The organism is Mycolicibacterium sp. Y3 (assembly GCF_051188035.1).
GTDB lineage: Bacteria > Actinomycetota > Actinomycetes > Mycobacteriales > Mycobacteriaceae > Mycobacterium > Mycobacterium fluoranthenivorans.
Window position 1 is genome coordinate 4,850,146 of the sequence record NZ_JAVQLT010000001.1, and the last position, 13,878, is coordinate 4,864,023.

13 protein-coding genes are annotated in these 13,878 nt (G+C 65.6%); 5 read left to right on the forward strand and 8 right to left on the reverse strand.

Translation table 11 applies throughout. The annotated features are described in order from the left end of the window. Positions 1-112 precede the first annotated feature (112 nt). On the reverse strand, positions 113-745 hold the full coding sequence (locus tag QN239_RS23595; RefSeq protein ID WP_499014137.1) for a DsbA family protein: 633 nt from the start codon (positions 743-745) through the stop codon (positions 113-115). 101 nt (positions 746-846) lie between these two features. Here QN239_RS23595 and QN239_RS23600 point away from each other — a divergent pair, with 101 nt between their 5' ends. Continuing rightward, positions 847-1,176 (forward strand): hypothetical protein, encoded by a 330-nt coding sequence (locus QN239_RS23600; protein WP_499014139.1) that lies wholly within the window; start codon positions 847-849, stop codon positions 1,174-1,176. A gap of 49 nt (positions 1,177-1,225) precedes the next feature. Here the strand turns inward: QN239_RS23600 and QN239_RS23605 are convergent, their stop codons facing one another. Further along, positions 1,226-4,078 carry an MMPL/RND family transporter gene (locus QN239_RS23605; RefSeq protein WP_499014141.1) on the reverse strand — a complete coding sequence of 951 codons (2,853 nt, stop codon included), beginning with the start codon at positions 4,076-4,078 and terminating at the stop codon, positions 1,226-1,228. Positions 4,079-4,297: 219 nt separating this feature from the next. Between QN239_RS23605 and QN239_RS23610 the strand changes: the two genes are divergently transcribed. The 3 genes from QN239_RS23610 to QN239_RS23620 all read left to right on the forward strand — a co-directional run bounded on the left by QN239_RS23610 (position 4,298) and on the right by QN239_RS23620 (position 5,922). Continuing rightward, positions 4,298-4,726 carry a MarR family winged helix-turn-helix transcriptional regulator gene (locus tag QN239_RS23610; RefSeq protein ID WP_499016945.1) on the forward strand — a complete coding sequence of 143 codons (429 nt, stop codon included), beginning with the start codon at positions 4,298-4,300 and terminating at the stop codon, positions 4,724-4,726. A gap of 32 nt (positions 4,727-4,758) precedes the next feature. Next, positions 4,759-5,118, forward strand: a complete 360-nt coding sequence (locus QN239_RS23615) for a nuclear transport factor 2 family protein (RefSeq protein ID WP_499014142.1) — start codon at positions 4,759-4,761, stop codon at positions 5,116-5,118. 63 nt (positions 5,119-5,181) lie between these two features. Further along, positions 5,182-5,922, forward strand: a complete 741-nt coding sequence (locus tag QN239_RS23620) for an SDR family NAD(P)-dependent oxidoreductase (RefSeq protein ID WP_499014144.1) — start codon at positions 5,182-5,184, stop codon at positions 5,920-5,922. A 15-nt stretch (positions 5,923-5,937) separates the two neighbouring features. On the opposite strand, the gene QN239_RS23625 is transcribed toward QN239_RS23620, so the two are convergent. The 5 genes from QN239_RS23625 to ilvD form a co-directional block, all read right to left on the reverse strand. Beyond that, complete coding sequence (locus QN239_RS23625) at positions 5,938-6,744, reverse strand: transglutaminase-like domain-containing protein (protein WP_499014146.1); 807 nt, start codon at positions 6,742-6,744, stop codon at positions 5,938-5,940. Between the two features lie 48 nt (positions 6,745-6,792). Next, the gene (locus QN239_RS23630) at positions 6,793-7,518 is read right to left on the reverse strand and encodes a proteasome-type protease (protein WP_090356197.1); all 726 of its coding nucleotides are present in this window, start codon (positions 7,516-7,518) and stop codon (positions 6,793-6,795) included. Between the two features lie 151 nt (positions 7,519-7,669). After that, positions 7,670-9,334 (reverse strand): glycoside hydrolase family 13 protein, encoded by a 1,665-nt coding sequence (locus QN239_RS23635; protein WP_499014148.1) that lies wholly within the window; start codon positions 9,332-9,334, stop codon positions 7,670-7,672. After that, complete coding sequence (locus QN239_RS23640; RefSeq protein WP_499014150.1) at positions 9,331-10,251, reverse strand: glycosyltransferase family 4 protein; 921 nt, start codon at positions 10,249-10,251, stop codon at positions 9,331-9,333. The genes QN239_RS23635 and QN239_RS23640 overlap by 4 nt, the downstream gene beginning before the upstream one ends. Before the next feature lie 244 nt (positions 10,252-10,495). Further along, positions 10,496-12,337, reverse strand: coding sequence for a dihydroxy-acid dehydratase (gene ilvD, locus QN239_RS23645; protein ID WP_499014151.1), 1,842 nt, complete (start codon positions 12,335-12,337; stop codon positions 10,496-10,498). Positions 12,338-12,413: 76 nt separating this feature from the next. On the opposite strand from ilvD, the gene QN239_RS23650 reads away from it, so the two are divergent. Next, a complete protein-coding gene (locus tag QN239_RS23650; RefSeq protein ID WP_499014153.1) occupies positions 12,414-13,205 on the forward strand; it encodes a helix-turn-helix transcriptional regulator in 792 nt (263 codons plus the stop codon). On the opposite strand, the gene QN239_RS23655 is transcribed toward QN239_RS23650, so the two are convergent. Beyond that, entirely contained in the window at positions 13,190-13,774 is a 585-nt protein-coding gene (locus QN239_RS23655; protein ID WP_499014155.1) for a hypothetical protein, read from the reverse strand. The two genes, QN239_RS23650 and QN239_RS23655, sit on opposite strands and share 16 nt — an antisense overlap. Between the last annotated feature and the right edge of the window lie 104 nt (positions 13,775-13,878).

Sequence of the window (13,878 nt, forward strand, 5' to 3'; positions counted from 1 at the left end):
GATAGGCTCCGAGAGCAACAGAGGGGTTCGAAGGAGCAGCCCACTCGAATTCAACACCTCCGAGGAGCCACAGGTCGGCCACTACCTTGAAACCGCCACGCGCCCCATCCCGTCACCCCGGCAACCGCGCCAACCAATCCGACTCCCCATCCAACGGCTCCCCGCCGAGAATGACCGTCGGCACCCCGGGCTCCGGGAAGGTGTGCAGCACCGCGAGGTTCGACGCCGCGATCGCCTGCGGGTCGAACCCCAAAAACACCCCAACCCGAATCTGATCAACGGCCGATGCCGGGGCCCCCACCGAAGCAGCCAACCCAGCAAGCTGGTCATTCGACAGATCCGTCGGCCCACCCTCGTGCGGCTGCTGCTCAGCCGAAAAGATCTGCTGCACAAACCGCCACGTCACATCACTCGTCCCGGACTGCCCCGCCACCACGAACACCGCGCCGATCGCCCGGGCATCGTAAGTGCCGCTCGCGGAGTACTTCTCGAGGAAGTTCACGAATCGCAGATTCACCCGCAGCGAGCCGTCTTCGATGCGCCGACCGATCTCGGCCCCCTGTGAGCGGATCATCTTGCCGCTGTAGGGGCACAGCGGGTCGACATAGAGATCGATCTGGCCCAGAGCATCGGGATCCCCGATCGTCACCACATCCCCGGAAGTCGCGGCCACCGACGCCGACGACACACCGGGGAACAACATCAGCAACGTCAGGACCAGACCGAGGACAACGGGCAGCTTCATATCCCCATCATGCGCCCGCCACTAACCCCGTCAGTTCCCCGTGTGACTTCTGTGACTCAGCCGTACAATCCTGACGACTATCAAAGACGAGGAGCCGCTCCATGCCCGACCTGACCAAACGTGCGCTAGCCGCCGCCTTCGCCCTGGCCGCGCTCGGTGCCCCGGCCGCGCTGGTCATCCTCAACCCCGCGACCGCGCAGGCAGCCTGCAGCAGTGGTGAGGAAGAGGACCAGTTCACCACGCAGTGCACGCCGTTCATGGTGCCGAACTCACCGGATTCGTCGGGCTTCACCACCACGGCTGCCAACCCGGACATGCCCGAGATCGACGGCATCCCGTGCACCGGCGCCGACAGCGGCGCGTGCATCGGCCTGTCCGAGGACCAGATCCCGCAGGTCACCCCGCACGTCACCATCAGCTCCAGCCCCTAGCCAGGACACCCGCTGACGGCCGGGGCGCAAGCCCCGGCCGTCAGCGGGTTCACCGGGCCGCGACGGGCTCCACTCCCGCCGCCGCCAACCTCCGGTCCGAATGCTCCGGCCGGATGATCTGCGGCCACCAGAACCACTTGCCCAGCAGCGCCGCCACCGCGGGTGTCATGAATGACCGCACCACCAGCGTGTCGAACAGCAGGCCCAGCGCGATCGTCGTACCTACCTGGGCCATCACCTTCAGATCGCTGAACGCGAACGACGCCATGGTCGCAGCGAACACCAGGCCCGCCGAGGTGACCACCGAACCGGTTCCCGCCATCGCGCGGATGATCCCGGTCTTGAGCCCTCCCTGCAGCTCTTCCTTGAACCGCGATACCAGCAGCAGGTTGTAGTCCGATCCGACCGCCAGCAGCAGGATCACCGCCATCGGCAGCACCATCCAGTGCAGTTCCAGGCCAAGGATGTGCTGCCACAACAGCACTGACATACCGAACGATGCCCCGAGCGACAGCAGCACGGTGCCCACGATGACCGCGGCCGCCACCAGCGACCGGGTGATCAGCAGCATGATCATGAAAATCAGTGAGGCTGCCGCGATTCCGGCGATCAGCAGGTCGTAGTAGGCCCCGTCGTGCATGTCCTTATACGTCGCGGCCGTCCCGGACAGGAAGATCTTCGAGCCCTCCAGCGGGGTGCCCTTGATGGCCTCCCTGGCCGCCTGCTTGACCGGCTCGACGTTCGAGATGCCTTCGGGGGTGGCTGGATCGCCGTCGTGGCTGATGATGAACCGCACCGACTTGCCGTCCGGTGAGATGAAGTTACTCATCCCGCGCTTGAAGTCCTTGTTGTTGAAGGCTTCCGGCGGCAGATAGAAGGTGTCGTCGTTCAGCGCGTCGTCGAACGCCTGCCCCATCGCGTTGGTCTGATCCCCCGCGGCCGACTGCTGATCCTGAATACCCTTCTGGGTCTGGTACATGGTCAGCATCTGGTCGCGCATGTTCTTCATCACGCGGATGTTCTCCGGCATGAGCGCCACCATCTGCGGCATCAGGGTGTCCATGCGCTTCAAATCGGGCAGCAGCTTCTGGATGTCGTCGGTCATGGTGTCGATACCGTCGAGGGCATCGAAGATCGACCGGATCGACCAACACGACGGAATGTCGTAGCAGTGCGGTTCCCAGTACAGGTAGTTGCGCAGGGGCCGCAGAAAATCATCGAAATCGGCGATGTGGTCCCGTAATTCGGCGATATCGATGGTCATGTCGGTGGTCCGCTGCACCATCGAGTGCATGGTCTCCGCCATCTGCTCGGTGACCGACGACATCTTCTCCATGGTCTCGACGTTGGTCTGCATATCGTCGGCCTGTTTGAGCATCTGGGCGAAGTTGTCCTGCTGGTACTTCTCGTTCATCTTCTGCGTCGCGCCCTGCTGGCCGAGCATGAACGGAATCGTGGTGTGCTCGATCGGCTTGCCGTTGGGCCGAGTGATGGTCTGCACCTTGCCGATGCCGGGCACCGCGAGAATGGCTTTGGCAATCTTGTTGATCACCAGGAAGTCGGCCGAGTTCCGCAGGTCGTGGTCGCTTTCGACCATCAGCAGGTCGGGATTCATCCGGGCGGCGCTGAAATGCCGTTCCGCCGCCGCATATCCGACATTGGCGGCGATATCGGTCGGCAGATACTTGCGCGCGTCGTAGTTGGTCTTGTATCCAGGCAGCGTCACCAGGCCGATGAGCGCCAGCGCCAACGTGGCCACCAGAACCGGGCCGGGCCAGCGGACCACGGTGATGCCCACCCGGCGCCAACCGCGGGAGCGGATGGCCCGCTTGGGTTCGAAGCGGCCGAAGCGGCTGCCGATGGTGATGATCGCCGGGCCCAGCGTCAACGCCGCGATCACGGCCACGAACGTGCCGATAGCGCAGGGCACGCCCATGGTCTGGAAGTACGGCAGCTTGGTGAACGACAGGCACAGCATGGCGCCGGCGATCGTCATCCCCGAACCCAGCACCACATGCCCGGTGCCGTGGAACATCGTGTAATACGCGGTCTCTTTATCTTCGCCGGCGCCGCGGGCCTCCTGGTATCGCCCGATGGCGAAGATCGCGTAGTCGGTGCCCGCGGCGATCACCAGCAGCGTCAACAGGTTCACCGCGAACGTCGACAGCCCGATGATGTTGGTGTTGGCCAGGAACGCGACCACCCCGCGCGCGGCGCCCAACTCCATGAACACCATCACCATGATCAGCAGCATCGTGACCAGGGAGCGGTAGACGATCAGCAGCATGAGGGCGATGACGCCGAGGGTGATCGCGGTGACCAGGGCGATGCTCTTGTCGCCGGCGTGGTGCTGGTCGGAGATCAGCGGCGCGCCACCGGTGACGAAGACCTGCAGGCCGGGCGGCGGCGGATTCTTCGCGATGATGTCACGCACCGCGGCCACCGAATCGTTGGCCCGCGTCTCGCCCTGGTTGCCCTTCAGATACAGCTGGACGTAGGCGGCCTTGCCGTCCTCGCTCTGGGCACCCGCCGCGGTCAGCGGATCGCCCCAGAAGTCGGCCACATGCTCGACATGCGCGGGATCTGCCCGGAACTTCGCGATCAGCTCGTCGTAATAGTGGTGGGCGTCGGCCTCCAGCGGCTGGTCGCTTTCCAGCACGATCATGGCGTTGCTGTCGGAGGAGAACTCCTGGAAGTTCGAGCCGATGCGCTTCATCGAGATCATGGCTGGCGCGTCTTTGGAGCTGAGCCCGACCGTGTGGGCCTCCCCGACCTCCTCCAGCTGCGGCACGAGAACGCTGGTGGCGACGTTGAGCAGAATCCAGCCGATCAGGATCGGCACGGAGAGCACCCGGATGAGGTGGGCGATCTTGGATCGCTGTTCAGTGGTGCTAGCAGTCATCGATACTCCGATCAGGCCCCGGCCCGTGGGGAGCTCGTCGGCATTACATCTGCGCAGTCACGCGTAATATACCTAGTCCGTCAAAGCATCGCGTGTCAACTGGACTTCCCAGACTCGGGCGCAATATCGGGTCATACTCATGAGGTGCCGAAGAAGCGGGACACATCACCTAAGCAGGAATGGCTGACGCCCAAGCAGCAACGCGCCTGGGTGGCCTATATGCGCGTGCAACTGCGGATGAGCTACGAGATGAACCGCCAGCTGCAAGCCGACTCGAATCTATCCCTGGCCGACTACGACGTGCTGGTGGCGCTGAGCGGCGCGAAAGACGAGGGCATGCGGGTCAGTGATCTTGCCGCGCAGATCGGCTGGGAACGCAGCCGACTGTCACATCAGCTGCGCCGCATGGAAGAACGCGGCCTGACCGAACGCCGGCCCAGCGCCGCCGACGGCCGCATCACCAATGTCGTGCTCACCCCGAACGGACGCCAGGCCATCAAGGAAGCCGCGCCCCGGCACGTCGACCTGGTGCGACGGCTGTTCTTCGATCCCCTGCCCGACAACCTGCTCGCCCCGTTCACCGCGGCGCTGGAGCACATTCACGTCAACCTCAATCACAACAGCTCGCTCCCGCCGGCGCCGGGCTAGTATTTAGGTGATTAATCACCTAAAGGAGCGTTATGACCGAGATCATCACCCGACTGATGGAAGCCAATCTGCTGGCCGTGTTCGATGAACGCGACCCGCAGCGCCGCGCCGCGGCGATCGCGACGACATACGCGCCTGACGTGCAGTGGATCGATGACGAGGGCATCGCCACCGGCCACGACGAACTCAATGCCAAGGTCACTGAGCTGCAGGAAAAGCTTCCCGGTCTGCATTTCGTGAAGGCCGGGCCGGTCCGCGGGACCCGCGGCCTGGGATTCCTGGCCTGGGAGGTGCGCACCCCGGACCACACTGCCGTGGCATCGGGTTTCGACGTGGCCGAGATCATCGATGACCGCATCGCCAGACTGTGGACGGTACTCACACCGGAATAGGTGATGTATCACCTATATTGTAGCGGGCGAACCGCACGAACCACACAAGGACGGAGCCCGATCATGGGACAGCTCGACAGCAAGACAGCACTGGTCACCGGTGGAACCTCAGGCATCGGCCTGGCCACCGCCAAGCGGCTCGCCGATGAAGGCGCCTACGTCTTCATCACCGGCCGCGACCGCACCCGCCTCGACGCGGCGGCCGCGTCGATCGGCGCCCACGGTGTGCAGAGCGATATCAGCAAGCCCGACGATCTCGACAGCCTGGCCGCCGAGATCGCCACGCACGGCACGGGCCTGGACATCGTCTTCGCCAATGCCGGCGGCGGCGACTTCGCCACCCTCGCCGACGTGACGCCTCAGCACTACCGGGACAACTTCGACCGCAACGTCGCCGGCACGGTCTTCACCGTGCAGAAGACGCTGCCGCTGCTCAACGACGGCGCCTCCATCATCCTGGCCGGCTCCACCGCCGCCTCCGAAGGTATGCCGGCGTTCGGGCTCTACGCCGCGTCCAAGGCCGCCATCCGCTCGCTGGGCCGCACCTGGGCCGCCGAGCTGGCCGACCGCAAGATCCGGGTGAACACCATCGTGCCCGGACCGATCGAAACCCCCGGGCTCACCGGTTTGGCGCCGGCCGATCAACAGCAGGAGTTGCTCGACGGTATGGCGGCCAGCCTGCCGCTCAAGCGGGTCGGCAAGCCGGAGGAGATTGCCGCAGCCGTACTGTTCCTGGCCTCGGACCAGAGCAGCTTCATGACCGGCGCTGAGCTGGCCGTCGACGGCGGGCAGATTCAGGTCTGATGGCCGGCACGTGGCTCAGCCGACCTCGTCGGTCCACACCCGAAAACCCGTCAAGGTATTGGCCCCGAACGCGTTGCTGAGCGCGACATCGGCGGCATCGCGTCCACGGGCGATCAGCACTCGGCCGATACGCGGCACGTTGTTGCGTGCGTCGAAGGTGTGCCATTGCCCGTCGAGGAACACCTCGAACCAGGCCGCGAAGTCCATCGGACCATACGGCGGGGGCATTCCGATATCGCCCAGATAGCCGGTGCAGTACCGCGCCGGAATGTTCATGCACCGGCAGAAGGCGACGGCCAGATGGGTGAAGTCCCGACACACCCCGACCCGTCCGGTGAACGCCTCCAGCGCCGTCCGCGTGTTGTCCGCCTGCTCATAGTCGAAGGCGATGTGGCGGTGCACGTAGTCACAGATCGCCTGCACGCGGTCCCAGCCGGTGGGTGTCTGCCCGAAGAGGTCCCATGCGGTCTGGGACAACCGATCGGTATCGCAGTACCGGCTGCCGAGCAGGAAGATCAGCGTGTCGTCGGGTAGGTCCTCTACGGCTGTCTGGCGTGCCCCGGGAACCAGTGCGTCGGGCAGCCCGCTGTCGGTGACGGTCGCGTCGGCGCTGACCCGGCTGCGTCCTGTCGGCGCGACGATGCGGGTGCACCAGTTGCCGAAGTCGTCGCGGTAGGCCTTCATCGGCACCGGCGGGTCGACCATCAGTGCGTCGCGACCGAGGAGATCCGACACCCGGGTGTAATGAACGTTGAGGTTGAAGATCATCGGGGTGGGTTTGGGGCATTCGAAGATCATCTCGAAGCCGACGTTGATTTTCATATTGTCTCGCGATCTCTCAAGCTAGTTTTCGCGCAGGGCTTCTGCCCATCACCAATGAAGTTCGGGCAGCCTGCTGAACACCGCGCGGGTACCTTCGCTCCACGCCTCCCCGACCGCGGTGAAGTACGGGTCCTCGTCGTCGAATCGCCGCCGCCGCACCACCAGGCTGTCGCGTTCGTAACTGAGGAAGTCGATCGGCATACCCACCGACAAGTTGCTGCGCATGGTCGAATCAAAGGAAACGAGCACACATTTCGTGGCATCGGCAAGCGACGTGTCCGGCGCGAGGACACGGTCGAGGATCGGCTTGCCGTACTTCGTCTCCCCCGTTTGCAGAAACAGCGTGTCCGTTCCGGCTTCGATGAAGTTGCCCTCCGCGTAGATGCGGAACAGCCTCATCGGTTCACCGGCCAGCTGCCCGCCGACGATGAACGACGCATTGAATCCGACCGCGTTGCCGTTCAAGTATTTCGCATCGCGTTCCTCCGTCTCGCGCATCGCATCCGAGACCAGCCGAGCGACGTCGAACATCGTTGTGGCGCCGAGCAGATTGGTGGTGGCCGCGCCATCGGCGCACCGCTGGGTCAGCACGCTGACGATGGCCTGGGTGCCGGCCAGATTCCCCGAACTGAGCAGCACGATAACCCGATTGCCGGGAATCTCGAACACCGTCATCTTGCAGAACTTGGCGACGTTGTCCACGCCGGCATTCGTGCGGGAATCAGAGGCGAAGATGAGTCCGTCGTTCAGCATCACGCCGATGCAGTACGTCACGAGATACCCCTGCCACACATGTGAATTACCCGTTTCGTCGGAACGGGTGAATCTGACTCGTGGCAGACGCAGGTCTCAGTACATCAGGGAGTTCACCCCGCCGAACACCTTTGATTCCTTCACTGTACGCCGAACGCCGACCATCCGCCGATCAGGAGCCGAGGCAGTAGATCCGGGCATCCCAACCCGACAGAGCGAGTGAGGTCGATGTCAGCGCGGCCGGAGTACCGGACACGTTGCCGAGCACCAACTCAGCCGACATCCATTCGAGCCCGATTTCCACCGTGCGCGTAGCGCGGCCACAGTTCGCGATCACCAGCAGCTTTTCCTGCGCAGTCGCCCTGGTATAGGCCCAGATCTGCAGGTCATCGGCCATCACGGGCGTGAAATTGCCGTCCACCAGGACGGGCAGCTCGTGCCGAAGCCGGATGAGGGCGCGATAGTGCGCGAGTACCGAATCCGCCGCCGCGCTCTGCGCTGCGACATTGAGCCAGCTGTGGTTGGGATTGACCGGCAGCCACGCTGTTTCGGAGCTGAATCCGGCGTGGGGTCCGGCATCCCATTGCATGGGGGTGCGGGCGTTGTCGCGGCTCATCTTCGCCAGTCCGGCCAGCGCGGCTCCCGGATCCCAGCCTTGATCGAGGACGCTGCGGAAGTAGTTCACCGATTCGATATCGGCGTACTCCTCCGGAAAACGGAACGGGTAGTTGGTCATTCCGATCTCTTCACCCTGGTAGACGAACGGGGTACCCCGCATCCCGTGCAGCACGGTGGCCAGCGCCTTGGCCGAGGCGGCCCAGTGGTCCGGGTGGTCATCGCCGAACCGGCTCACCACACGCGGCTGGTCATGGTTGTTCCAGTACAGACTGTTCCACCCGACATCCGCCAGTGCTGACTGCCACCGGTGCAACGCGGTCTTCAGAGCGACCAGGTCAAGACCGATATCGTCGAACTTGTTCCCCGGGCGCTGGTCGACCGACATATGCTCGAACTGGAACACCATATCCAGCTCACCGCGCGCCGGATCGGTGTAGAGCCGTGCCTCTTCGGTTGTCACACCGGGCATCTCACCGATGGTGAGGAATTCCCCGGCGCGGCCATCGAACACGGTATCGGCGAGCTCGGCGAGGTAGGTGTGTACGGCGTCTCCGACGACGAAGCGCTGCTGCGGCGAGATGGTGTCGGGCAGCCCGTCGGCTTTGGAGATGAAGTTGATGACGTCCATCCGGAATCCGTCGACCCCGCGGTCCAGCCACCACACCATCATGTCCCGCACGGCTTTTCGCACATCGGGGTTCGCCCAATTGAGGTCTGGCTGTTTACGGGCGAACAGGTGCAGGTAGTACTGGCCGGTGAATTCGTCCCACTGCCAGGCCGACCCGGAGAAGAACGACTGCCAGTTGTTCGGCACCGCGCCACCGCGGGCATCTCGCCAGATATACCAGTCCCGCTTGGGGTTTCCGCGTGCCGATCGCGAATCGACGAACCACGGGTGCTCATCGGAGGTGTGGTTGACCACCAGGTCCATCACCAGTTTCATCCCCAGGGCGTGCACCTTGGCGATCAGCCCGTCGAAGTCGGCGAGCGTCCCGAACAGCGGATCGATATCGCGATAGTCACTGACGTCATATCCGTTGTCGGTCTGGGGTGAGCGGTAGATCGGGGACAACCAGATGACGTCGACGCCGAGATCGTGCAGATGGTCCAGCCGCTCGATGATCCCGCCCAGATCACCGATCCCGTCGCCGTTGGAGTCGGCGAAGCTGCGGGGGTAAATCTGGTAGACGACAGCGGTTTTCCACCACGCCGCGTTCACGCCCGGGCGCCGAGGACGTCGCGGTAGACATCGACGTAATTGTCGACCATCGCCGACACCGAGAAGCGCGCCGCGGCGCACTCGGCGATCTTGGCGCGGTCCAGCCCTCCTGCCGCGTCGACCGCCGCCACCGCGGCGTCCATGTCTGCCGCCAGGTAACCGGTGACGCCGTGCTCGATCAGTTCGCCCATCGAGCCCCTGGCATGGGCGATCACCGGCGTGCCGCAGGCCATGGACTCGACGACGCTGTAACCGAACGGCTCATCGAAGTCGATCAGGTGCAGCAGGGCATGCGCGCCGCCCAACACTTCGGTGCGGCTGTCGGCATCGACGGCCCCGAGGTAGCGCACCTGGTCGCCGTCGAGGTGCGGCGCGACGGCATCGCGAAAGTACTCCTCGTCCTGGATGATTCCGGCGATGTCGAGTCGTCGCCCGCATCGGCGGGCGACCTCGATGGCATGTGCAGTGCCTTTGTCCGGATGGATCCGGCCGAAGAACAACAGGTGCTCCCCCGGGCTCGGGTGGACCGCGAACTGGTCGATATCGATGCCGTGGTGAATGGTGGCGGCGTAGTGCAGGTCGGGATGGCGATCGGCGTCACTGATCGACACGTACGCACCTGCGCCGTCATAGCGTTGGAAGACGGGCACGATCTTCTCCGAGGAGAACCCGTGAATGGTGGTGACGACGGGGGTGTCGACCAGTTCGCTGTAGGTCAGCGGCAGAAAGTCGAAACCGTTGTGGATGATGTCGAAATCGCCGCCGCGTTCGAACACCGACGCGATGTGCAGGCACTCGGAGACCTTGGCGTCGATGCTGGTGTCCTCCGACCAGCCGGTGGGCGTCGTGGCCTGCAACTCGGCAGAGGTGAGCGAGTCGGCGGTCGCGAACAGGGTGACGTGATGGCCGGCGGCCACCAGCCCCTCGGTGAGCAGCGATGCGAACTGCTCCCACGGCCCGTAGTGCCGCGGCGGGGTCCGCCACGCGATCGGCGCCAGGACAGCAATACGGAGGGGGTCGCGGACCGCGAGACGTTCGGAAGTGGTGATGACTCGAGCCTACCCGGGTCGCTCCACGCACCGCTCGTACGCAATTGTGCGATTTGGACGGCCCGTCGCGGCGCGTCGCCGACGAAACCGCACACACGCGCGCAAGCAACACTCAGACGTCGGCCGGGATCTCCCGGACCGCGCCCCGATCGGCCGACGTTGCCAACAACGCGTACGCCCGCAGTGCCGCCGAGACGGGCCGGTCCCGGTCTCGCGGTCGGTACACGCCGTTGAGCTCGGCACGGCGGCGGTCGAGATCGTCGTCGGAGACATCGAGGGTGATCGCCCGCGAGGGGATGTCGATGACGATGCGGTCGCCGTCGCGCACCAGAGCGATGGGTCCGCCGGCCGCGGCTTCGGGTGACACGTGCCCGATCGACAGTCCCGAGGTGCCACCGGAGAACCGGCCGTCGGTGATCAGCGCGCACGCCTTGCCCAGCCCCTTGCCCTTCAAGAATGAAGTGGGATACAGCATTTCCTGCATGCCCGGTCCGCCGCGCGGGCCCTCGTAGCGGACCACCACCACATCGCCGGCGGCGACCCGGCCGCCGAGGATGGCGTCGACGGCCTCCTCCTGCGACTCCACCACCACCGCAGGGCCCGCGAAGGTCAGCACGCTCGGGTCGACACCGGCGGTCTTGACCACACTCCCATGGGGCGCAAGATTCCCGGTGAGTACGGCTAACCCGCCGTCGGGCGAATAGGCATGCGCGACATCGCGAATGCAGCCGTGCGCGGCGTCGGTGTCCAGGCTCTCCCAGCGCTCGGATTGGGAGAACGCGGTGGCGCTGCGGCGTGCACCCGGGGCGGCATGAAACAGCTCGACGGCTTCCGCGGAGGGATTGAGCCCGCGAATGTCCCAGGCGTCGAGCCACTCGTCGAGGTTCGTGGCGTGGATCGCATGCACCTCTTTGGCTAGAAGCCCGGCCCGGTACAGCTCGCCCAGAATCGCGGGGATGCCACCGGCCCGGTGCACGTCCTCCATCAGGTAGGCCCCGTTGGGGGCGACCTTGCACAGGCACGGGACGCGGCGGGAGATCTCGTCGATCTCTCCGAGCACGAAGTCCAGTTCCGCCTCATGTGCCGCGGCCATCAGATGCAGGATGGTGTTGGTGGATCCGCCCATCGCGACGTCCATCGCCATGGCGTTCTCGAATGCCGACCGCGACGCGATGGCGCGTGGCAGCACCGAGACATCACCGTGGCCGTAGTACCGCGTGGTGAGGTCCAGGACGGCGGCGCCGGCCTGCTCGTAGAGGGCGCGTCGCGCGGTGTGGGTGGCCAGCACCGACCCGTTGCCCGGCAACGCCAGCCCCAGGGCCTCGACCAGGCAGTTCATCGAGTTGGCGGTGAACATGCCCGAGCAGGACCCACACGTCGGGCAGGCGGCCTCCTCGAGCCGGGCCAGGTCCTCGTCGGAGACGTTCGGGTCGGCCGCGCCGGCCATCGGGTCGATCAGGTGCAGGCCGGTGCGCACACGGCCGTCCACCAGGGTGGCGCGGCCACCCTCCATCGGGCCGCCGGAGACGAAGACCGTCGGGATGTTCAGCCGCAGGGCGGCCATCAGCATGCCGGGAGTGATCTTGTCGCAGTTGGAGATACACACCAGGGCGTCGGCCTTGTGCGCCTCCACCATGTACTCCACCGAGTCGGCGATGAGGTCACGCGAGGGCAGCGAGTACAGCATGCCGGAATGCCCCATGGCGATACCGTCGTCGACGGCGATGGTGTTGAACTCGCGCGCAATGCCACCGGCCCGGTGGATGGCGTCGGACACGATCCGTCCGACCGGCTGCAGGTGGGTGTGCCCTGGCACGAACTCGGTGAAGCTGTTGGCCACGGCCACGATGGGCTTGCCGAAGTCTTCGCGGGCGACGCCGGCGGCGCGCAGCAGGGCCCGGGCACCGGCCATGTTGCGGCCGTGGGTGACGGTGCGGGAACGCAGCGGGATCATGCTTCTACTGTCGGGCGGGGACCCTCACCTGGGAAGACGCCGTCACTACTAGTAGTGACAGTACTAGTCTTGACAGATGCCCACCGATGAGGACCGCCGCGCCGAACTCGGCGCCTTCCTGCGCGCCAGCCGGGAACGTCTGGTCCGCACGGACTTCGGTCTGCCGCCCGCCGGGCGCGGTCGCACGGTGGGGCTTCGCCGCGAGGAAGTCTCCTATCTGTCCGGGGTGAGCGTCACCTGGTACACCTGGCTGGAGCAGGGCCGCGATATCAATCCGTCCCGCCAGGTGCTCGACGCCGTCAGCCGCACGCTGCGCCTCGGTGTTCCCGAACACCGCTACGTGCTGGGACTGGCCGGGTTCGCTCCGCTACCCGCGGCCTCGGCCGATGAGGTGTCGACGGTGCCGCCGCACCTGCAGCGCTTCCTCGACGCGATCGGGGACAACCCCGCCTATGCCCTGACCCCGGAGTGGGGCATCGCCGGCTGGAACGCCGCCTACCAACGCCTCTACCCCAACGTGGCGACCACCGCGCCGACCGAGCGAAATCTGCTGTGGGTGGTGTTCACCGACCCCGCGGTGCGAGATCTGCTCGACGACTGGCACGTGACGAGTTCGCGGTTCCTCGCCGAGTTCCGTGCCGAAATCGGTTCGCGCTTGGGCGATCCCGCCCTGCTGGACCTGGTGGCGCGACTATCGGAGGCCAGCCCCGAGTTCCGCGCCGGCTGGGAACGCCACGATATCCGCGGCTTCGAATCGCGCGAACGGATCTTCCATCACCCTGAATTCGGCGCCGTCACCTACGAGCACCACCAGCTGCGGCCGTCGGATCAGCCGGAGTTCCAGATCGTGGTCTACACGCCGGCGTGAGGCGGCGGGGTGTCATCGGGTCCCACCAGATCCTCCGCCGAGTTCGACGAGGTCCGACGCCACCGCCCGTACAGCGCCAGGTCGGCGCCGGGCAGCGACCAGCGGCGGCCGACGAACCGGATCACCGTGCGCACATAGCGGGTCGTCTCCGAGTACCACCGCCACTCGTAGAGCCGGCCGCTCTGCACCACATGCGCCAGCGCCTCGGATTCGACGCCCTGCAGATATGGCCGGACCCACGTCACCAGCACCCACGCCGCGTCCCCGGCGTGGACAGTCCATTCGATCGGGCGGTCCCCCGCGGCCATGGTGTGCCGCACCGCGGGCGGGTCGGGTCCGTCACCACCGAACAGTTGCATCGTCACGTTGTGGAAGACGCCGGGCCCGCCCACCTCGAACCGGACGCGGCAGACATCGCCGTCGCGGTCGACGGAGAACGCCGCCAGGCCGCCGACGGCGACGTAGCGGGCGAACACCAGCCCGCTCACCACCATGACGACCCGGCGCACCGCGAGCAGCACGGTAAACGTCGCGACCGTCAACGCCACGACGCTCCACATCAGGTCCACCGGCTCAGCGTGGCAGAGCCGCCGCCGAGACGCGTGCGCATCTGTGCGTCCTCGTACGCACACCCCGCCTCAGATCGAGATTCTCCGAGTTCCGAGCAATCCGC